Source organism: Pseudomonas frigoris, from assembly GCF_047758635.1.
Lineage (GTDB): Bacteria > Pseudomonadota > Gammaproteobacteria > Pseudomonadales > Pseudomonadaceae > Aquipseudomonas > Aquipseudomonas frigoris.
The window spans coordinates 5,599,898-5,619,045 of record NZ_CP180479.1 but is presented as its reverse complement, the minus strand read 5'-3'; the positions used below and the strand labels follow the sequence as shown (position 1 = coordinate 5,619,045).

At 58.9% G+C, this 19,148-nt stretch carries 19 protein-coding genes; 4 read left to right on the top strand and 15 right to left on the bottom strand.

Going from position 1 to position 19,148, the window contains the following annotated elements:
- Positions 1–17: 17 nt before the first annotated feature.
- From ACMXYH_RS25855 to ACMXYH_RS25845, 3 genes are all read right to left on the bottom strand, one after another.
- Positions 18–1,733 carry a proline--tRNA ligase gene (locus ACMXYH_RS25855; protein ID WP_415765384.1) on the bottom strand — a complete coding sequence of 572 codons (1,716 nt, stop codon included), beginning with the start codon at positions 1,731–1,733 and terminating at the stop codon, positions 18–20.
- A 144-nt stretch (positions 1,734–1,877) separates the two neighbouring features.
- Entirely contained in the window at positions 1,878–3,443 is a 1,566-nt protein-coding gene (locus tag ACMXYH_RS25850) for an AmpG family muropeptide MFS transporter (RefSeq protein WP_046046261.1), read from the bottom strand.
- Positions 3,444–3,487: 44 nt separating this feature from the next.
- On the bottom strand, positions 3,488–3,841 hold the full coding sequence (locus ACMXYH_RS25845; protein WP_008153938.1) for an MGMT family protein: 354 nt from the start codon (positions 3,839–3,841) through the stop codon (positions 3,488–3,490).
- 163 nt (positions 3,842–4,004) lie between these two features.
- On the opposite strand from ACMXYH_RS25845, the gene ACMXYH_RS25840 reads away from it, so the two are divergent.
- The gene (locus tag ACMXYH_RS25840; RefSeq protein ID WP_415765382.1) at positions 4,005–5,012 is read left to right on the top strand and encodes a DUF481 domain-containing protein; all 1,008 of its coding nucleotides are present in this window, start codon (positions 4,005–4,007) and stop codon (positions 5,010–5,012) included.
- A gap of 109 nt (positions 5,013–5,121) precedes the next feature.
- Here the strand turns inward: ACMXYH_RS25840 and ACMXYH_RS25835 are convergent, their stop codons facing one another.
- Positions 5,122–5,331: a cold-shock protein gene (locus ACMXYH_RS25835; RefSeq protein ID WP_002554837.1), complete on the bottom strand. Its 210-nt coding sequence runs from the start codon at positions 5,329–5,331 to the stop codon at positions 5,122–5,124.
- A gap of 354 nt (positions 5,332–5,685) precedes the next feature.
- On the opposite strand from ACMXYH_RS25835, the gene dcd reads away from it, so the two are divergent.
- Both dcd and ACMXYH_RS25825 read left to right on the top strand, forming a co-directional pair.
- Complete coding sequence (gene dcd, locus ACMXYH_RS25830; RefSeq protein ID WP_074874089.1) at positions 5,686–6,252, top strand: dCTP deaminase; 567 nt, start codon at positions 5,686–5,688, stop codon at positions 6,250–6,252.
- 106 nt (positions 6,253–6,358) lie between these two features.
- Positions 6,359–6,568, top strand: a complete 210-nt coding sequence (locus ACMXYH_RS25825) for a hypothetical protein (protein WP_134418892.1) — start codon at positions 6,359–6,361, stop codon at positions 6,566–6,568.
- 153 nt (positions 6,569–6,721) lie between these two features.
- Here ACMXYH_RS25825 and ACMXYH_RS25820 read toward each other — a convergent pair whose 3' ends face one another.
- The 9 genes from ACMXYH_RS25820 to ACMXYH_RS25780 all read right to left on the bottom strand — a co-directional run bounded on the left by ACMXYH_RS25820 (position 6,722) and on the right by ACMXYH_RS25780 (position 17,481).
- Entirely contained in the window at positions 6,722–7,486 is a 765-nt protein-coding gene (locus ACMXYH_RS25820) for an ABC transporter ATP-binding protein (RefSeq protein WP_415765381.1), read from the bottom strand.
- 13 nt (positions 7,487–7,499) lie between these two features.
- Positions 7,500–8,618 (bottom strand): succinylglutamate desuccinylase/aspartoacylase family protein, encoded by a 1,119-nt coding sequence (locus ACMXYH_RS25815; RefSeq protein WP_415765380.1) that lies wholly within the window; start codon positions 8,616–8,618, stop codon positions 7,500–7,502.
- A 24-nt stretch (positions 8,619–8,642) separates the two neighbouring features.
- Positions 8,643–9,353, bottom strand: coding sequence for an ABC transporter permease (locus ACMXYH_RS25810; RefSeq protein WP_415765379.1), 711 nt, complete (start codon positions 9,351–9,353; stop codon positions 8,643–8,645).
- Positions 9,350–10,078 carry an ABC transporter permease gene (locus ACMXYH_RS25805; protein WP_415765378.1) on the bottom strand — a complete coding sequence of 243 codons (729 nt, stop codon included), beginning with the start codon at positions 10,076–10,078 and terminating at the stop codon, positions 9,350–9,352. Before ACMXYH_RS25805 ends, ACMXYH_RS25810 begins: the two co-directional genes overlap by 4 nt.
- Positions 10,079–10,134: 56 nt before the next feature.
- Positions 10,135–10,917: a transporter substrate-binding domain-containing protein gene (locus ACMXYH_RS25800; RefSeq protein WP_415765376.1), complete on the bottom strand. Its 783-nt coding sequence runs from the start codon at positions 10,915–10,917 to the stop codon at positions 10,135–10,137.
- Positions 10,918–11,258: 341 nt separating this feature from the next.
- Positions 11,259–12,947 (bottom strand): ATP-dependent DNA ligase, encoded by a 1,689-nt coding sequence (locus ACMXYH_RS25795; RefSeq protein WP_415765375.1) that lies wholly within the window; start codon positions 12,945–12,947, stop codon positions 11,259–11,261.
- On the bottom strand, positions 12,944–13,978 hold the full coding sequence (locus ACMXYH_RS25790; RefSeq protein WP_415765374.1) for a ligase-associated DNA damage response exonuclease: 1,035 nt from the start codon (positions 13,976–13,978) through the stop codon (positions 12,944–12,946). The genes ACMXYH_RS25795 and ACMXYH_RS25790 overlap by 4 nt, the downstream gene beginning before the upstream one ends.
- Positions 13,979–14,175: 197 nt before the next feature.
- On the bottom strand, positions 14,176–16,626 hold the full coding sequence (locus ACMXYH_RS25785; protein WP_415765373.1) for a penicillin acylase family protein: 2,451 nt from the start codon (positions 16,624–16,626) through the stop codon (positions 14,176–14,178).
- A 210-nt stretch (positions 16,627–16,836) separates the two neighbouring features.
- Positions 16,837–17,481, bottom strand: a complete 645-nt coding sequence (locus ACMXYH_RS25780) for a glutathione S-transferase N-terminal domain-containing protein (protein WP_415765372.1) — start codon at positions 17,479–17,481, stop codon at positions 16,837–16,839.
- Between the two features lie 146 nt (positions 17,482–17,627).
- Between ACMXYH_RS25780 and ACMXYH_RS25775 the strand changes: the two genes are divergently transcribed.
- The gene (locus ACMXYH_RS25775; protein ID WP_415767753.1) at positions 17,628–18,179 is read left to right on the top strand and encodes a cysteine hydrolase family protein; all 552 of its coding nucleotides are present in this window, start codon (positions 17,628–17,630) and stop codon (positions 18,177–18,179) included.
- A 146-nt stretch (positions 18,180–18,325) separates the two neighbouring features.
- Here the strand turns inward: ACMXYH_RS25775 and ACMXYH_RS25770 are convergent, their stop codons facing one another.
- Positions 18,326–18,544, bottom strand: a complete 219-nt coding sequence (locus ACMXYH_RS25770) for an SEC-C metal-binding domain-containing protein (RefSeq protein ID WP_415765371.1) — start codon at positions 18,542–18,544, stop codon at positions 18,326–18,328.
- Positions 18,541–19,035 carry an LEA type 2 family protein gene (locus tag ACMXYH_RS25765; protein ID WP_129441748.1) on the bottom strand — a complete coding sequence of 165 codons (495 nt, stop codon included), beginning with the start codon at positions 19,033–19,035 and terminating at the stop codon, positions 18,541–18,543. Before ACMXYH_RS25765 ends, ACMXYH_RS25770 begins: the two co-directional genes overlap by 4 nt.
- Between the last annotated feature and the right edge of the window lie 113 nt (positions 19,036–19,148).

Here is a 19,148-nt window from a genome sequence, read left to right as displayed (position 1 = left end):
GACTTCTCTATCTGGTGTCAGCGGCGGATACGGGACTGAAGGAAGGACAGCACGTCTGCGACCGGCAGCGCTTGCGCTTCGGGCTCGGTGCGGCTCTTGTATTCCAGATTGCCTTCGGCGAGGCCGCGGTCACTGACCACGATCCGGTGAGGAATGCCGATCAGCTCCATGTCCGCGAACTTGATGCCCGGGCTGGTTTTCTTGTCGCGGTCGTCCAGCAGTACTTCGAAGCCGGCGGCAGTCAATTCTGCATACAGCTTGTCGGTGGCTTCGCGAACCTGTTCGGTTTCGTAGCGCAGCGGTACCAGAGCGATCTGGAACGGGGCCAGCGTGTCACTCCAGATGATCCCGTTGGCGTCGTTGTTCTGCTCGATGGCCGCAGCCACCACGCGGGAAACGCCGATGCCGTAGCAACCCATTTCCAGGGTCACTGGCTTGCCATTCTCGCCCAGCACTTCGCACTTCATCGCTTTGCTGTACTTGTTGCCCAGCTGGAAGATGTGCCCGACTTCGATGCCGCGCTTGATTTCCAGGGTGCCCTTGCCATCCGGGCTCGGGTCGCCGGCGACCACGTTGCGCAGGTCGGCAACGGTCGGAACCGGCAGGTCACGCTCCCAGTTCACGCCGAAGTAGTGTTTGTCGTCGATGTTGGCGCCGATGCCGAAGTCGCTCATCAGCTCGACGGAACGGTCGATGATGATTGGCAGCGGCAGGTTCAACGGACCGAGGGAGCCGGCGCCGGCGCCAATGGCGTCGCGCAGCTCGGCGTCGGTGGCCATGACTAGCGGGCTGGCCACGCCAGGTTGCTGGGCAGCCTTGATTTCATTGAGTTCGTGGTCGCCACGAATGACCAGGGCGATCAGCTTGCCTTCTTCCTCGGCGCGCACGATCAGGGTCTTGATGGTCTTTTCAATCGGCAGATTGAATTTTTCCACCAGCGCGGCAATCGTCTTGGTCTCTGGGGTGTCGACCAGGCGCAGCTCTTCAGCCGGCGCTGGACGGGACGTTTCCCGGGGCACCGCTTCGGCTTTCTCGATGTTCGCTGCGTAGTCGGAAACGTTGCTGAAGGCGATGTCGTCTTCGCCGGATTCGGCCAGCACGTGGAATTCGTGGGAGCCGGCGCCGCCGATCGAGCCGTTATCAGCTTCAACCGGGCGGAATTTCAGGCCCAGACGAGTGAAGATATTGCAGTACGCCAGGTGCATGCGGTCATAGGTGATCTGCAGCGACGGTTGGTCGGCGTGGAAGGAGTACGAGTCCTTCATGATGAATTCGCGACCGCGCATCAAACCGAAGCGTGGACGGATCTCGTCACGGAATTTGGTCTGGATCTGGTACAGGTTGATCGGCAGCTGTTTGTAGCTGCTCAACTCGTTGCGCATCAGGTCAGTGATGACTTCTTCGTGAGTCGGGCCGGCGCAGAAATCGCGACCGTGGCGATCCTTGAAGCGCAACAATTCAGGGCCGTATTCTTCCCAGCGACCGGATTCCTGCCACAGCTCAGCCGGTTGGGTGCTCGGCATCAACACTTCGAGAGAGCCAGCGGCGTTCATTTCTTCACGAACGACGGCTTCGACTTTGCGCATTACTCGCAAGCCCATCGGCAGCCAGGTGTACAGGCCCGAGGCGAGTTTGCGGATCATGCCGGCGCGCAGCATCAGCTGATGGCTGATCACGACCGCGTCGGAAGGCGTTTCTTTCTGTGTGGCGAGCAAAAATTGACTGGTGCGCATGGTTGGCCGTTGTCGGTTGCTGATGACGAGAAATGACGGAGCATTGTACGGGCGAGATCTGCTGGCGTACAGGCGTGCGGTCGGCGGGGTGTGGCGGGAGGGCGGGAATCCCCGCGCCCTCGGCGCTGCTTCCTGCTCAAGAACCTACGATTCTTCCGCGACCTGGGTCGGAACCGGTTCTGGTGTCGGCGTTGGCGTCGGACCTTCGCGGCGGCTCTCCTGGAACCAGTGCAATGCGATCAACAGCAGCGTCGGAACGCCCAGCAGGGCGGTGATCAGGAAGAAGTTGTGATAGCCGAATTTCTCCACCATGACCCCCGAGTAGCCGCCAATCAGGCGTGGCAGCAAGAGCATGATCGAGCTGAGCAGGGCGTACTGGGTCGCGGAGAACTTCAAGTTGGTCAGGCTCGACAGGTAGGCGACAAACGCCGAGGTCGCCAGGCCCGAGCTGAAGTTATCCAGGGAAATGGTGAGGATCAGCATGTTCAGGTTGGCGCCCATGTCGGCGAGCATCAGGAACAGCAGGTTGGTGCCCGCTGATGCAATGCCGCCGATGAGCAGAATCGGCAAGATGCCGAAGCGCACGATCAGCAAGCCGCCCATGCCGGCACCGACCAGGGTCATGATCAGGCCAAAGATCTTGCTGACGCTGGCAATCTGATCCTTGGTGAAGCCCTGGTCGATATAGAACACGTTAGCCATCACGCCCATGACCGTATCGGACATCCGATAGGTGGCGATCAGCCCAAGCAGCAGGAACGCTTGCCAGCGGTAACGCAGAATGAAGTCGTTGATCGGCGTCAGCACCGGCGCCAGGCCGCGGCGGCCAATGGCCGACAGGCACAGGGCGGTGAGGGTGGTGTAGAGGATCGCCCGCAGGAACGCGCGGTCTTCGAGCAGCAGGTCGAGCACGCTCACGCCTTGGAAAAGCACGCTGGCGAAATCGGTGTTGTACAGCTGGGTGAACATGGCCGGCACGGAAACCAGCAACACAATCAGCACAAACACTGAGGCCAGTTGATGCACAAAGCTGTAGCGCCCGGCCTGAAGCTGCGTGCGTAGCGGCACCGGCGGTTCGCGCATGAAAAAGGAGGTCAGCAGCGCCGGAACCATCAAGGCGCCGAACAGGATGTAGGTGCCGGCCCATGCCGAATGCTTATAGTTGAAACCGGTGGAACCGAAGCCTTCAGCGAAGAACAGGGCACCGGCGGTGGCGAGCAGCGCGGCGATCCGATAACCGGACATGTAACTGGCGGCGAGCGCGGCCTGACGGCTGTCTTCAGCGATTTCCAGGCGATAGGCGTCGACCGCGATGTCTTGCGTCGCCGAAGCGAAGGCGACAACCACAGCAATGGCGATCAGCCAGGACAAATGCTTTTGCGGGTCGCAGAAACCCATCCCTATCAGGCCGAGGATGACCAGTGCCTGGGAAAGCACCAGCCAGGAACGTCGTCGACCGAGCTTGCCGAGAAATGGCAGGCGCCATTGGTCGAGCAGCGGTGACCAGACCCATTTAAAGGCGTAGGCCAGGCCGATCAGGCTTGCATAGCCAATGGTTTCGCGAGCCACACCGGCTTCGCGCAGCCAGACCGAAAGTGTCGAAAACACCAGCATGTAGGGCAGGCCGGCGGCGAAACCAAGCAGCAACAGTACAAGGGTCGATGGGCTGGCATAGGCGGCGAGCGCGGCGCGCCAGGTTTTACGGGGCATGGGCTGGAGTCTGCCTCAAGAAATACGGAAACAAAGCGCGCACTCTAACCGCTGTGCTCTACCGGGCGCCAGCCATGGCGCTGAATATCAACACGATTGTTCAGGATACTGATGCCCTCCATGCGCAAACGCGCGCGTTGTTCATCCCCTGACGGGCTGCCCGCAGGCAGGCTGATACGCCCGCCGGCGCCGAGCACGCGGTGCCAGGGTAATTTGCTGTCGCCCGGCAGTTGGCTCAATGTCCGTCCGACGAAGCGGGCGGCACGACCCAGTCCCGCCAGCTCGGCGAGCTGACCGTAACTCACGACTTTGCCCTCCGGGACTTGCGCCAGTGTCAGGTACAGCGCCGTGCGTCGGATTTGCGCCGGACTATCGGTTTCAGTGGTTGAGTCGGTCACGTCGGCAGTTCCTGAAAAAGTTCGCCTTACCGTCTGTAGAGTAAATCCTGGATCACCCATTGAGAAATGAACTCAATAGAAATAGTCGGGTCAGTCCTTGCTAGGGTTTTATTCGTATGGATAATGCCGACTTTTTTTCGCAAACTTGAGCCTGTATTTGCTTATGTTGTCCAGAACCCTGCTGTGCCTGGCTGTCGTCAGTGCCTCCACGCCCTTGCTCGCCGATACCGTCTGGTTGAAGAACGGTGACAAGCTGAGCGGCAAGATCACCGTTTTCGATGGCGGCAAGCTGTTGATCCAGACCGAATACGCCGGTGCCGTCCCGATTGACTGGAAACAGGTCAAAACCCTGGAAAGCGATCAGCAGTTGCTGGTCAAGCAGGATGCCTACACTGGCGAAAAGGCCAAGGCGCTGCATGCGGCAGAAGATGGCAAGGTCATCTTGGCTAACGGCGAGGCTCCCAAGACTGTGGAGCTGGCAAGTATCCAGCAGATTCTAAAGCCCAAGCCTGTCGTCGAGGATTTGGTGTGGAAGGGTAATATCGATGCAGCACTGGATTATCAGCGGGCCGAGAAGGACACCGACGATTACGATATCGACTTCAAGACCACTGCGCGTCATGGCAGATGGCGGCACACTGCAGAAGGCGAGTACAACCGCGAATTTCAGGATGGCGTGGTCACTACCGACAACTGGCGGGGTGAATACTCGCTAGACCGCTTCCTGACCGAAAAATGGTTCTGGCAAGGGCGCGCGGTCTATAAGCGCGACAAGGTCGAAGAGCTGGCCCGCCAGCGCACAGTCGGTACCGGCCCCGGTTACCAATTTTGGGACGACGAGCTGGGCGCATTTTCCCTGGGGTCGCTGGTCAACCGCACGGACTATGAGTTCGCAGACGGTGGCAAGGAAAACTTCTATTCCGTGGCGATGAAGTGGGACTACAACCGCTACCTGATTGGTAAGAAGGTGGAGTTTTTCACGAACGGCGAAGTGGGCAAGCCGTTGTCGGGCGTGGCGGATTACGCCCTCGATGCCGAAATGGGCTTGCGCTACAAAGTGACCGAATGGGCGTCGCTTAACCTGAAGGCTGAGCGCGACATCATCAGCGGCACCGACGATGCTGATTTGGACAAGACCCGTTACACCGCAGGGTTTGGCGTGGCCTGGTAGGACGCAAAAAATCGCAGCCATGGGCTGCGATTTTTTTTGCCTGCAAAACAGGCAGGCACAAAAAAGCCCCGCTTTTGAGGGCGGGGCTTTTTACTAAAGCAAGTACAAGTTAGATAACTTGAACTTCTTCAGCTTGCATGCCTTTCTGACCGCGGGTAGCGATGAAAGAAACCTGTTGGCCTTCTTTCAGGCTTTTGAAGCCGTCGGATTGGATTGCTTTGAAGTGAACGAACAGGTCGTCACCGGATTGTGGAGTGATGAAGCCGAAGCCTTTTTCATCGTTGAACCACTTAACGGTACCAGTTTGGCGATTAGACATGGTGTAACTCCTTGAACAAAGATAACTGCGACGCAGGAAGAACCCTGGCCGAGACTGAGTGCAAAGAGCAGGAAAAATTCTTGTAGATGGTTGGATCGAAATTCAACATATCGTGTAGAGATTCTCAGTGACACAAGCAGCACAGTGGCGCCACCTTAACCCTTTTTCCGGAACGTGCCAATGCTTCCTGCGAAGGTTTCTCTGTTTTCATGACTGACGGTCCGCCGGTTTACCCGCAAGGGCCGGAAATTACGGGGGATCGGCAAGATTTGTGACCCGGACTTTGAACCCGAAGCGCGCGCCCGGTAAGATGCCGGACAGATTTTTTCCACCTCGCTATTCAGGACACCCGCCATGAGCATCAAATCGGACAAGTGGATTCGCCGCATGGCGCAAGAGCACGGCATGATCGAGCCCTTCGTAGAGCGCCAGATGCGCGGCGAAGGCGCCGACCGAGTGATTTCCTACGGCGTGTCGAGCTATGGCTACGACGTACGCTGCGCCGATGAATTCAAAGTGTTCACCAACATCAATTCGGCGACCGTTGATCCAAAGAACTTCGACGAGAAGAGCTTCGTCGACGTCAAGAGCGATGTCTGCATCATCCCGCCGAACTCCTTTGCCTTGGCACGCACCGTGGAATTCTTCCGTATTCCGCGCAATGTGCTGACGATCTGCCTGGGTAAAAGCACCTACGCGCGTTGCGGCATTATCGTCAACGTGACGCCGCTCGAGCCCGAGTGGGAAGGCCACGTGACCCTGGAATTCTCCAACACCACCACGCTGCCGGCAAAAATCTACGCCAACGAAGGTGTGGCACAGATGCTGTTCTTCGAATCCGACGAAGAGTGCGAAGTGTCCTACAAGGACCGTGGCGGCAAGTATCAGGGCCAGCGCGGCGTCACCCTGCCACGCACCTGATCCGTTCGTCTGGCAAGTCGTGGGAATTCTTCAGCGGGTGGACACTCTATTGGGTGTACTGCCCGGTTCGCGCAACGCGGACGGGGCCATCGCTCAGGAGTGCCCTATGAAGATCGATCCGCGAATAAGTGCCGAACTGGCAAGGCTTGAGCCCAATCAGGTTGGCGTTTTGGCCTGGTCCTTGTTGGCACATCCACCTATCAGCACGGCAGGGGGCATCCCCGGTCAGCCTGATCCCGATACCCCCAACGAACAACCCAACGAGCCCGGTGAGCCTACGCTGCCGGATGAGCCGCCTCCCGCGCCCGTTGCCTAAGGTCTGACTACATCAGTCCTGCAACCTGGAGCTGCCGAAGGCTGCGAGCTTTTATGGATTGCGAGATTTTATAGCCGAAAAGCAAGATCAAAAGATCGCAGGCTTCGCCAGCTCCTACAGTGATCTGTAGCGGCGGGCGAAACCTGTGATTTTTTACTTCAGGTTGCCGCTCAGAAACTGCTTCAACCGCTCACTTTTCGGATTGCCCAGCACATCGTCCGGCGCACCTTCTTCCTCCACCAGCCCTTGGTGCAGGAACAACACCTGGCTCGATACTTTGCGGGCGAAGCTCATTTCGTGGGTCACCATGATCATGGTCCGGCCTTCTTCGGCCAGGCCCTGGATCACCCTGAGCACCTCACCCACCAGTTCGGGATCGAGTGCCGAGGTCGGTTCGTCGAACAGCATGACTTCTGGTTCCATGGCCAACGCCCGAGCAATGGCGACCCGTTGCTGCTGACCGCCGGACAAAAACGCAGGGTACTGATTCGCCACCCGCGCCGCCAGCCCGACCTTGTCGAGATAACGCCGCGCGCGGTCTTCGGCTTCCTCTTTGCTGCAACCCAACACCCGACGTGGGGCCATGGTGATGTTTTCCAGCACCGTCATGTGGCTCCACAGGTTGAAGTGCTGGAACACCATGGCCAGGCGGGTGCGGATCCGTTGCAGTTCGTCGTCATCGGCCACGTGCATGCCGTGGCGATCCTTGATCATGCGGATGTTCTGGCCGTCCAGACTCATGGCGCCGTCGTTGGGCTGTTCGAGAAAGTTGATGCAACGCAGGAAGGTACTTTTGCCCGAGCCGCTGGCGCCGATCAGGCTGATGACGTCGCCGGTGTTGGCCTTGAGCGAAACGCCTTTGAGTACTTCATGTTCGCCATAGCTTTTATGCAGGCCTTCAATGGTCAGTTTGTACATGGGGCATGCATCCTCAAGGCGAAAGTAGGTAGCCGCTGCGATAGGCTTCGGTGCCTGCGACGTGGGCGATCACCATGCCGGCAGTGGCCATGCGCCGTAGAGAGCGGGCGTACAACAACCCGGCGACGGTGCAATGAACGGGGGTGACGCGGTCAAAGATCGGGTCGATGATTTCAGCGATCAGTTGCCCGGCTTCGAGGTATTCCCCTGGTAGCGCGGTGAACACCAGCAGCCCGCCGACCGGTGTTGCCACCGGTTCAACACCGGCCAGCGGCGTAGCCGGGTAGGGCAGCTCGGGCAGCGACGCGGGTTCGCCGGCAATGGCGCCGAAATGAATCAGGTAATTGATCAGCGCCTGGCAATCAAGGCTGGCCAGCGGGTGATTGACGTCACCCTGACCGCGCAATTCGACGGTGACCGAAAAACTGCCCAGCGGAATATCAAAGTGTTCGCCGAAGCGTTCCTTCAACTGCCACCAGAGCAGGGTGAAGCATTCATCGAACGACTGACCGCCGGAATCGGTGGCCAGCAGGCTGGCTTCGGCACCGATGTACCGCGCCAGCGGCTCGACCTGCGGCCACGCCTCGGGCGTGGTGTAAAGGTGGGCGACCGCTTCGAAATCGCAATGCAGGTCCAGCACCATGTCGGCATCGCAGGCCAGCCGTTGCAGAACCAGGCGCTGGGATTGCAGTTGCGTGCTGGCAGTCTGTTGGGCGAGGGCATTGCGCAGGCTGCTGCGAATCAGTTCGAGGTTGTGCTGCGGATCGTCGCCGAGCAGGCCTTCGATCTCGTTGCCGACGGCTTCGCTCAGATCGACGAACCAGCGGTTGAAGTTTTGTCCGCTTTCGAGGTCGTAACGGCCCAGCGGCACATCCATCAGCACTTGTTCGAGGCCGACCGGGTTGGCGATTGGCACTAGCACGATTTCGCTGCGCAAACGGCCGGCGGCTTCGAGTTCCGCCAGACGTTGCTTGAGGTGCCAGGCAACCAGCATGCCGGGCATTTCATCGGCGTGCAGGGACGACTGGATGTAAATCTTGCCTTTGGCCGATGATGGGCCGAAGTGAAAGCTGTGAATCTGTCGCGCGGTCCCCGGCAGCGGGGCCAACAGGTCATGAATCTGGTGGCGCATGTCTCTTTATCCCTAAAGCGGGTCCTAGTGGGTCGGCCCGAGGAAGGCCAGCCATCGGCGTTCGGCGAGGCGGAACAGGCCGACCAGCGCAAAGGTAACGGTCAGGTAGATCAGCGCAGCGATGCCGAACGACTGGAAAGTCAGAAAGGTCGCCGAGTTGGCGTCTCGCGCGACTTTCAAGATGTCCGGGATGGTCGCGGTGAAGGCCACGGTGGTTGAGTGCAGCATCAAAATCACTTCGTTGCTGTAATAAGGCAACGAACGACGCAGGGCCGAAGGCATGATCACGTAGGCATAAAGCTTCCAGCCTGTCAGACCGTAAGCCTTGGCCGCTTCGACTTCACCATGCGCCATGCTGCGAATCGCCCCGGCGAAAATCTCTGTGGTGTAGGCGCAGGTGTTCAGGGCGAAAGCCAGGATCGTGCAGTTCATCGCATCGCGAAAGAACGCATCCAGCACCGGTTGCGCACGGATCGCGGCCAGGCTGTAAATCCCGGTGTAGCAGATCAGCAGCTGGATATACAACGGCGTACCGCGGAACAGGTAGGTGTAGAACTGCACCGGCCAGCGGATGTAGAAGTTCGGCGAAACCCGGGCGATAGAGAGTGGAATCGACACCAGAAAACCGATGAAGATCGACGCACTGAGCAGCCACATGGTCATGGCCAGGCCGGTGATGTTGTAGCCGTCGGTATAAAGGAAAGCTTTCCAGTATTCCTGCAAGAGCTCGATCATCGTACGGCCTCCCGGGAACCGGCGGCGTAGCGGCGTTCGAGCCAGCGCAAGACGAAGTTGGAGGCACTGGTGATCAGCAGGTAAATCAGTGCTGCAAGCACCAGGAAGTAGAACAGCTGATAAGTGCTTTTACCGGCGTCCTGCGCAGCCTTGACCAGGTCGGCCAGGCCGATGATCGAGACCAGTGCGGTGGCCTTGAGCATCACCATCCAGTTGTTACCGATACCCGGCAGGGCAAAACGCATCATCTGCGGGAACACCACGATCCAGAAACGCTGGCCGCGCTTGAGGCCATACGCGGTCGCCGCTTCTACCTGGCCCCGTGGGACCGCGAGAATCGCGCCACGGAAGGTTTCAGTGAAGTACGCGCCATAAATGAAGCCCAGGGTGATGACCCCGGCGCTGAACGGGTTGATCTCGATGTATTCCCATTCCATGAAATCGGTAAACGACGTCAACCAGGTCTGCAGGCTGTAGAAGATCAACAGCATCAGCACCAGGTCCGGCACACCGCGAATCAGTGTGGTGTAGAGCTGGGCCGGAACCCGTACCAGTTTGACTTTTGACAGTTTGGCACTGGCGCCGAGCAAGCCGAGCAAAACGGCCACCAACAGCGACAGCACCGATAATTTGATGGTCATCCAGGTGCCTTCCATCAGCAGCGGACCGAAGCCCTTGAGGCTGAAGGCTGAGAGCCCCAGGTTTTGTAAGAGGTTTTCGAACATAAATCAGCAACCTGATCGAGTAAAAAAAGCGCCCATCGCAAGATGGGCGCCTGGCATTATTTGCCGCTGTACAGATTCAGATCGCCAAAGTGTTTCTTCTGAATGGTGGCGTAGGTGCCATCGTCGTGTAACGCTTTGATACCTTTATCCAAAAGTGCCTTGAGGTCTTTGTTACCTTTCGAGATACCGACAGCCGTTTTGGCTGGCAGCAATTCGCTGTCCACCGGCTTGCTGATTTCGTAACCGGCGCCATTTGGCGATTTCAAAAAGCTCAGTTCGGCTTGCAGCATGTCCTGGATCGCTGCGTCGAGGCGACCGGAAGTCAGGTCGGAATACACCTGATCCTGGTTCTGATAGGCCTGGGTTTTCACGCCAGCCTTGTCCAGAACGGCTTTGGCATAGGCTTCCTGAATGGTGCCTTGCTCGTAGCCGACGGTTTTGCCCTTCAGCGAAGCTACGTCTTCGGTCAGGCCGGAACCTTTCTTGAATACGTAAGCGGTTGGGCCGGAGAACAGCTCGCTGGAGAAGTCGATGACTTTTTCGCGGGCCGGGGTGACGGTCATCGAAGAGATCACACCGTCGAATTTATTGGCCTTCAGGCCCGGAATCATGCCGTCGAAATCGCTTTCGACCCATTTGCACTTGACCTTCAGCTCGGCGCAGATCGCGTTACCCAGATCGATGTCGAACCCTACCAGGCTACCGTCAGCCGCTTTCGACTCGAACGGAGCGTAGGAAGGGTCAACGCCAAAACGCAATTCCTTGTATTCCTTGGCCAGCGCGGAACCGGCTGCCATGCACAACGCCAGTGCAGAAAAGGTCAGCAATGCTTTTTTCATTATTCAATCCCTAAAAACCAATATGAGCGCTTGTGGCGCAGAATTATTGTTACTGGAAAGCGTAAGACCCTATGAAAGTAGCAATTTCCGAACCAGAGTCCCGAACAAGTGTTTTAAAAGGTGATTCAAGAAATGGCAAGGAGGGATTTGTGCACGAAAACGGGCATTGAAAATTTGATGCACCAACTTGGTTTGGAATCGCACAAATCCCTGTGGGAGCGGCGGTGCGGCGATCCGACTTGCTCGCGAAAGCGGTGTATCAGCCAACATAGATGTTGGATGTGATGGCCTCTTCGTGAGCAAGTCGGATCGCCGCACCGCCGCTCCCACAGGGATTCGGTTTAGCTCAACAGGTCCTGAAGCGTCGCCAGGTTGTCCGCTTCTTCGACGGTTTTATCCTGCCGCCAGCGCAACATCCTCGGAAACCGCACCGCAATCCCGCTCTTGTGTCGTTTGGACAGGGCGATGCCCTCAAATCCCAGTTCAAACACCAGGCTCGGCGTCACGCTGCTCACCGGCCCGAATTTCTCTACGGTAGTCTTGCGCACGATGCTGTCGACCTGGCGCATTTCTTCGTCTGTCAGCCCCGAATACGCCTTGGCGAACGGCACCAGTGCGCGTTCGCTCGCCTCAGGCGGGCCGTCCCACACGGCGAAGGTGTAATCGCTGTAGAGACTGGCGCGGCGACCATGACCACGTTGCGCATAAATCAGCACCGCATCGACGCTGAACGGGTCGACTTTCCATTTCCACCAGACGCCCATGTCCTTGGTACGCCCGACGCCATACAACGCATCCCGGGCCTTGAGTATCATGCCTTCGACACCGAGCTTGCGGGAGGCTTGCCGTTGTCGGGCGAGGTCGAACCAGTCTTCGCCGGTGAGCAGGGGTGAAAGGAGTAACACCGGGTTGTGGCCGCTGGCGACGACGTGCTCCAGTTGAGTGCGACGCTTGGCTTGAGGCTGGTTGCGCCAGTCTTCGCCCTGCCATTCCAGCAGGTCGTAGGCGAGGACCACCACCGGCACTTCTTCGAGGATTTTTTTATCCAGGGTTTTACGGCCGATTCGTTGTTGCAACAGAGCGAAAGGCTTTACCGCCGGTGAAGTCGGGGATTGAGGGCTGAAGGCGTCCTCTGTGGTGGGTTGTTCGGTTTTCCAAGCGACGATTTCACCGTCGATCACCGTGCCATCGGGCAAGCAGTGAACCAGACGCTCGAGTTCGGGGAAGCGCTCGGTGACCAGCTCTTCACCTCGCGACCAGATCCACAGTCGCCCCTCGCGTTTGACCACCTGGGCGCGGATGCCGTCCCACTTCCATTCCACTTGCCAATCGCTGGCCGGGCCGAGCAGGGCTTCGAATTGTTCAACGGGTTGTGATAGCGCGTGAGCGAGGAAAAACGGGTAGGGCTGACCGCCACGTTGGGCATGTTCATCAGACGATTCGGTGGCAATCAGCTTCAAATAACTGGACGCACTCGGGCGGTTGGACAGGTCGGTGTAACCCACCAGTCGCTGGGCGACGCGTTTGCTGTCGAGCCCGGCCATGGCCGCCAAGGCGCGGGTGACCAGCAACTTGGAGACCCCGACGCGGAAGCTGCCGGTGATCAGTTTGATGCAGAGCATCAGGCTCTGGCGGTCCAGTTGCGACCACAGGGCAGGCAGTCGCTCGGCAAGGACTTGCGGGGTTTCACCGCGCAGCGGCAGCAGTTTGTCTTCAATGCAGACCGCCAATCCATCGTTGGAGCTGTGAAGCGCTTCGGGCAGCACCAGCGATATGGTTTCCGCCAGATCGCCGACTGCCTGATAACTCTCTTCGAACAGCCACGGCGAGAGGCCGGAGATCTCCACCGCCAACTCTCGCAGGATGCTCACCGGCACCAGTTGCCGAGGCCGCCCGCCGGACAAAAAGTAAACAGCCCATGCGGCATCTTCCGGCGCGGCCTCGGCGAAGTAGTGTTGCATCGCCGCCAGTTTGGCGTTGCTCGACGTCGTGGCATCGAGTTCGGCGTACAACTCGGCGAACGCCTTCATGGCAGCACCTCGGCGCTCTCGGGGTCGACGGCTGCATTTTCTTCCTCATCGTCGCCGTACTCGGTGCTGAAACTCATGGCATCGAGACCCTGTTCGCGCAGATGGCGCACCAGTACTCCGACCGAACCGTGGGTCACCATCACGCGCTCAGCACCGGTCTGTTCTATGGCCCAGAGCAGGCCGGGCCAGTCGGCATGGTCAGACAGTACAAAGCCACGATCCACGCCACGTCGCCGCCGTGTGCCACGCAAACGCATCCAGCCGCTGGCGAAACCATCGCTGTAGTCACCGAAGCGACGCATCCAGGTGCTGCCGCCAGCCGAAGGCGGGGCCAGGACCAACGCCTTGCGCATCATGGGGTCGCTCTTTTTTACCTCGCCGGCATAGATCGTTGGCGGTAAATAAATACCACCTTGGCGATAAACCTGATTGAGCGGTTCCACGGCGCCATGCACCAGAATGGGGCCTAGGCTGGCATCGATGCCGTGGAGAATTCGCTGCGCCTTGCCGAAGGCATAGCAGAACAACACGCTGGTTTTGTCGGCGGCGGCGTTGGCTTGCCACCACTGATTGATCTCGGCAAACACGTGCGCCTGGGGCTGCCAGCGATAAATAGGCAGGCCGAAGGTCGATTCAGTGATGAAGGTATTGCAGCGCACGGGTTCGAACGGCGCACAGGTGCCGTCGGGCTCGATCTTGTAGTCGCCCGAGGCGACCCAGACTTCGCCGCCGTATTCCAGACGCACCAGTGCCGAGCCGAGGACATGGCCGGCGGGGTGAAAACTCAAGGTGACACCATGGTGGGTCAGGGGTTGACCGTAGGGCAGGGTTTGCAGGTTGATGTCCTGGCCCAATCGCGCACGCAAAATCCCTTCGCCGGGAGCGGCCGCCAGATAATGCTGATTGCCGGTGCGGGCATGGTCGCCGTGAGCGTGGGTGATGACTGAACGCTCGACCGGCCGCCACGGGTCGATGTAGAAATCCCCGGCCGGGCAGTACAAACCTTCAGGACGCGCGATAACAAGATCCATGTTGTTACCAAAATCTAGGGACTTGTTAGCTATGAGGTTTGCGCGAAGCCAGAAGTTCTATCGAGTTTTTGGGGCAAGTGACATTCAAGTGTGGGAGCGGGCTTGCTCGCGAAAGCGGTGTGTCAGGCAACGATGATATTGACTGATACGACGCCTTCGCGAGCAAGCCCGCTCCCACATTGGTTCGGTGTTGAGCCTTACTTACCGGGTGTCAGCGTCAACCGCGTCTTCCCATACACCTTGTCAAAGTTCTGCGGCTGCATCGGCAAACTCATGTATTGCCCCTTCAGCCAAGGATCAATGCTGTCGAGGTAGTTTGGACTCGCCGGATTACCGGATTGCCCCGTACCGTTCTGCCCCATCAGCGGTTCGGCCTGGCCGAAGTCGACGATAAAGCGCGTGGCCGGCGCCAGCGTGGTGTTGAAGTCCTGACCCCAGGCGAGCGCTGCGGTATTCAGCGTGGTGTGGTCGCCACCGGCCGCGAGCGGACCGCGTACTGTCTGGCCACTGGCGTTTTTCCACTCGTAGCGGTGCAGTTTGCCCCACTGCCAGGCTTTGTGAACGCCGCCCAACTGGCTGTCGCCCGCGCTGATCGTGGCTGCCAGGCTGCGGGCGAGGATCGCCGGTTTATCTTCTTTCTGCGGTGTGCGAGCGTCATCCCAGAACGGACTGTCCTCACGCCCCAGCAGGTGATCGGCCTGGGCCGCGTAGGACAACTTACCGTTGGCGATAAAGGCTTTCCACGTCGGGCTGCTTTCCGGGCCCAGTTCGTCGAGGAAGATTTGCTGGGTGCTTTGCTGCAGGAACAATTCGTAAATCGCTGCATCAGCGGAGGTCGGGCTGAGTTTGCCGTCGAAGGCCATCAAGCGGGTATACGCCTCGCGAGCCTTGCCACGATCCGCCACAGGCAACGCTTCAATGGCCTGCTTGAGCGGTTGCGACATGCCCGGTGCGTCGAACATTTTCTTCAGCTTGGCAGCGAAGGTTGTGGTCTGGTCGTATTGCATGGCGATCAGGCTGCGCGTGTCGTGTTTGCCCACGCTCGCCAGTTCGGCCAGGCGTTCGCCACGCTCCGGCGCCGACCATGAATTGGACAGCTGCATGCCGTAGCCATGGGGAATGACGCGCTGGTTGGCAGTGCCGAGCCAGCCCTGGGCCGGATCCTGGTCATAGGGATGGAGCATCGGGTCGGCGTAACCATCCCAATCGTAACGACCTTCCCAGCCCGGCGACGGCAGCAGGCCTTCACCTTCGCGACGGTTTGGGTAGCGACCGGTGACTTGCCAGCCGATGTTACTGGCGTCGGCAAATACCAGGTTCAGCGCGATGGCGCGGATTTCGCGGCTGGCGTCCGAGGCTTTCTCGACGGTCTGCGCCCGGGACAGGTCGAAAAACGCATCCAGGGTCTTGTCATCGGTGAAGTTCGGCGTCTGCAAGGCCAGGCCGAAACCGTTGGCCAGCGTCGTGCCTTGGGCACTGTTGAGCAGCGGGCCATGGCGGGTTTCGTACACGACTTCGCGAATCGGCCGCTGGCCTTTGACGAAGTAGGTTTCGTTTCGCACGATCGCCGGCTGCCATTTGCCGCCGACTTCGTAGGAAAGACCATTGCCCTGGCGTTTGATTTTTTCCAGGAACAGGTCCTGGTTGTCGCCCATGACGGTGGTCATGCTCCACGCCACTTTGCCGTTGAAACCGCCGAGCACCATCGGCAAACCGGCAATCGTCACACCAGAAGCCTGGTACTTCGGCGCGCGAATCTGCACGTAACTGAACAACGACGGCACGCCCAGTGGGCCATGACTGTCGCTGGCCAGCAGGCTTTTGCCGCTGCGACTGCGTTGCGGGCCGATCGCCCAGTTGTTCGACGAGGTGGCGCCCAGCAAATTCAGATCGGACAGTTGGCTCGTGGCTTTGCTGATCTCGGCCAGGCCCGGGATTTGCCCGTTGAGCTTGATGCCCTGAAGTTTTTCAGCTTCGGCTAGCGGTAGTTTTTCATCGGGAGCGGACGGCGTCAGCCATGGGAGCTTGTCGGTGCTGACGGTCTGGGCCAGCATCAGCGAGGCAATCTCTTCCGGCAGGTTGGCCGACTGGCTGAAGTTCAGCAGGCAGAAAATCAGCGCCGAATCTTCCGGCTTCCAGTATTCAGGCTTGTAGCCGGTGGCCGCGAGGTCCGCTGGCAGCTTGTCGCGATAGCGGAACAGGTAGGCGTTGACGCCGCGGGCATAGACTTCGAAGAAGCGTTTGAGGCGCGGCGAAGACGCCTTGTACAGCTCGCCGGCGCTTTTCTTCAGATTGACGGCGCGCATGTAGCGGTCAGCGTCCAGCAGGTCTGAGCCAGACATCTCCGACAAACGGCCCTGAGCCAACAGGCGCAGGGTGACCATTTGCGTGATCCGGTCGGTGGCGTGGACGTAACCCAGGGTGAACAGCGCGTCGTGGAAGGTGTTGCTTTCGATCAACGGCATGCCCATGGCATTGCGGCGTACCGAAACGTTCTGCGCCAGGCCCTTGAGCGGCTGCACACCGGTGGTCGGCGGGAGGGTGTCCTGGGTGTTCCAGGTCTGACAACCGGTCAGGCTCAAAACACCGGCCACTGCAGCGGCAACGCCGAACCGGGGAAGAAAATGTGTAAGGGCTGGCGAGGCCATGGCAAAGCTCCTGCGGGGGGGTAGCGTCATTAAAGGCGCTACGTTAGTGAGCAGGAGGTGGCCGCGCAAGCGGGGTATCAGGTTATTTCAGGATTTGTCTGTGGAACGGAAAAAGATCGCAGCCTCGTTTCACTCGACAGCTCCTACACGGTTTTGCATTCCCTGTAGGAGCTGTCGAGTGAAACGAGGCTGCGATCTTTTGATCTTCCATCAGGATTTAGGCGGGTTGATCTTGGCCGCGAGGGCATACGCCTTCACCGTCGCCGGACGGCTCTGGATGTGGTTGAACCAGCGCAGCACGTTGGGGAAGTCTTCCAGGTTCTGGCTCTGCCACTTGTGGGAAACGATCCACGGGTAGATCGCCATGTCGGCAATGCTGTATTCGCTGCCGGCGACGAAGTCTTTATCGGCCAGCTGCTTGTCGAGTACCCCATAGAGGCGGGCGGTTTCGTCGATGTAGCGCTTGATTGCGTAGGGGATCTTCTCCGGCGCGAACTGGCTGAAGTGATGATTCTGCCCCGACATCGGGCCCAGGCCGCCCATCTGCCAGAACAACCATTGCAGCGCTTGTTGGCGACCGCGCAGGTCTTTGGGCAGGAACTTGCCGGTTTTCTCTGCCAGGTACAGCAAAATCGCCCCGGACTCGAACAGTGCCAACGGCTCACCGCCATCGGCCGGTTCGGGATCGACGATGGCCGGAATTTTGTTGTTCGGGGAGATTTTCAGGAATTCGGGTTTGAACTGGTCGTTCTGGCTGATGTTGATCGGGTGCACGTTGTAGGGCAGGCCGGCTTCTTCAAGGAATATCGAGATTTTGTGGCCGTTGGGGGTGGTCCAGTAATACAGGTCGATCATGGAGTACTCCAAATCTAGAGATGTCGTTACTTGCGGACAGCAAACGCCGGCATCAGGTCGTCCTGTTTGCGTTCGATAGCTTGCCTGTAGGAACAGGTGATGCTGAAGTGCGTGAAATTCAATGACCCCGCATGAGAAAAACCGGCATGGAGCTCAAAACAAACGCGGCACTGATCATCATCGATCAACAAAAAGGCATTCTGCATCCCAAACTCGGTCGCCGAAATAATCTTCAGGCAGAGCAGCGAATCCTCGATTTGCTAGGGCATTGGCGCCGAACCGGGCGACCGGTGATTCATGTGCAGCACCTGTCCCGTTCACCTGGCTCGGTGTTCTGGCCGCAGCAATCGGGGGTGGAATTTCAGGAGCGGTTTCAGCCACAGGCCGGTGAGCAGCTTATTCAAAAGCAGGTGCCGGATGCGTTTTGTGCGACGGGGCTTGAGAAAATTTTGCGAGAGGCGGGGATCGATCAGTTGGTCATTGTCGGCGTAGCGACCAACAACTCGGTGGAATCCACGGCGCGAACGGCCGGGAATCTGGGGTTTGAAACGTGGGTCGTGGAGGATGCGTGTTTTACCTTCGACAAGGCTGACTACTTTGGGAAAACCCATACAGCCGAGGAAGTGCATGCGATGTCGCTGGGTAATCTACAGGGCGAATACGCGACGGTCGTGAGCGTTGCGCAGATCCTGAAGTGAGGGTGACTTTGAGGGCCTCTTCGCGGGCAAGCCCGCTCCCACAGGGGATTTGCAGTGGCCGCAAAAATTGGGCCTGGTGCAACTCAAATGTGCGGGCTTGCTCGCGAAGGCGATTCAACAGGCGAAGAAGTTCTCCACCCGAAGCATCAAGCGCCGTGGCACTTCTTGAATTTCTTGCCGTTGCCGCATGGGCAAGGGTCGTTGCGGCCGACGTCTTTCAGGGCGTTGCGCACCGGTTCCTGGTGGGCGTGGCCGCAGTTCGGGCCGTGGACATGGCCATGGTCGTGATCATGGTGGTCGTGATGGTCATGATCGTCATGATCGTGGTTGCAGTCAGGGCCATGGACATGGGGTTGCTGGGTCATCGGTTTTGCTCCGGAATTAAATCGGCGGGGATTATCACGCCATTGCGCGCCAGGTGCACGTAGTGCGCGATGAATAAACCGGTTTCCAGTTCACCTTCCAGACGATAGGGAATGGGCTGCTTGGGTTTTTTCAGCAGTTTCACCAGATCCCGCACCTTGGGCCACAGGTTGGTGCGGATCGGCACTTTGAAGTAGGCACTGCGTTTGGGGCCGACTGTGAACCAGTGTTCGTGCTCACCTTCGGTCAGCAGCATGTCGCCCAAGTGAATGCGGTACTCGATGCCCCGCACCGTCAGGTCACTGTCGTTGGGGTTGTCGACGCGAAAGTGCAGCAGGAATTTTTGCTGCATCAGTTTGGCCTGGACCACTTCGACCTTGACCAGATGCACCTGCGGTTCCGGTTCATCATCGCCGAACCAGGACGCACAGCCGCCAAGCCCCAGAAACAGGAGCAGGGTGAACAGATAAAGTGCGGGTCGCCGGGTGATCATGGTCGGGTTTCTCCCTTGAGCACCAGTCTAGCCCTAAAAGATCGTAGCCTTCGGCAGCTCTTACACTGGATCGGCGTACACCCGTAGGAGCTGCCGAAGGCTCGGGCCGCGTT

Bases quoted from the DNA above. Each gene is read 5' to 3' on its own strand.
- ACMXYH_RS25785 (WP_415765373.1), bottom strand. From the start codon at position 16,626: ATGGCCTCGCCAGCCCTTACACATTTTCTTCCCCGGTTCGGCGTTGCC.
- ACMXYH_RS25850 (WP_046046261.1), bottom strand. From the start codon at position 3,443: ATGCCCCGTAAAACCTGGCGCGCCGCGCTCGCCGCCTATGCCAGCCCA.
- ACMXYH_RS25835 (WP_002554837.1), bottom strand. From the start codon at position 5,331: ATGTCTAATCGCCAAACTGGTACCGTTAAGTGGTTCAACGATGAAAAA.
- ACMXYH_RS25790 (WP_415765374.1), bottom strand. From the start codon at position 13,978: ATGGATCTTGTTATCGCGCGTCCTGAAGGTTTGTACTGCCCGGCCGGG.
- ACMXYH_RS25815 (WP_415765380.1), bottom strand. From the start codon at position 8,618: ATGCGCCACCAGATTCATGACCTGTTGGCCCCGCTGCCGGGGACCGCG.
- ACMXYH_RS25810 (WP_415765379.1), bottom strand. From the start codon at position 9,353: ATGATCGAGCTCTTGCAGGAATACTGGAAAGCTTTCCTTTATACCGAC.
- ACMXYH_RS25805 (WP_415765378.1), bottom strand. From the start codon at position 10,078: ATGTTCGAAAACCTCTTACAAAACCTGGGGCTCTCAGCCTTCAGCCTC.
- dcd (WP_074874089.1), top strand. From the start codon at position 5,686: ATGAGCATCAAATCGGACAAGTGGATTCGCCGCATGGCGCAAGAGCAC.
- ACMXYH_RS25820 (WP_415765381.1), bottom strand. From the start codon at position 7,486: ATGTACAAACTGACCATTGAAGGCCTGCATAAAAGCTATGGCGAACAT.
- ACMXYH_RS25780 (WP_415765372.1), bottom strand. From the start codon at position 17,481: ATGATCGACCTGTATTACTGGACCACCCCCAACGGCCACAAAATCTCG.
- ACMXYH_RS25800 (WP_415765376.1), bottom strand. From the start codon at position 10,917: ATGAAAAAAGCATTGCTGACCTTTTCTGCACTGGCGTTGTGCATGGCA.
- ACMXYH_RS25795 (WP_415765375.1), bottom strand. From the start codon at position 12,947: ATGAAGGCGTTCGCCGAGTTGTACGCCGAACTCGATGCCACGACGTCG.
- ACMXYH_RS25770 (WP_415765371.1), bottom strand. From the start codon at position 18,544: ATGACCCAGCAACCCCATGTCCATGGCCCTGACTGCAACCACGATCAT.
- ACMXYH_RS25855 (WP_415765384.1), bottom strand. From the start codon at position 1,733: ATGCGCACCAGTCAATTTTTGCTCGCCACACAGAAAGAAACGCCTTCC.
- ACMXYH_RS25775 (WP_415767753.1), top strand. From the start codon at position 17,628: ATGGAGCTCAAAACAAACGCGGCACTGATCATCATCGATCAACAAAAA.
- ACMXYH_RS25840 (WP_415765382.1), top strand. From the start codon at position 4,005: ATGTTGTCCAGAACCCTGCTGTGCCTGGCTGTCGTCAGTGCCTCCACG.
- ACMXYH_RS25825 (WP_134418892.1), top strand. From the start codon at position 6,359: ATGAAGATCGATCCGCGAATAAGTGCCGAACTGGCAAGGCTTGAGCCC.
- ACMXYH_RS25765 (WP_129441748.1), bottom strand. From the start codon at position 19,035: ATGATCACCCGGCGACCCGCACTTTATCTGTTCACCCTGCTCCTGTTT.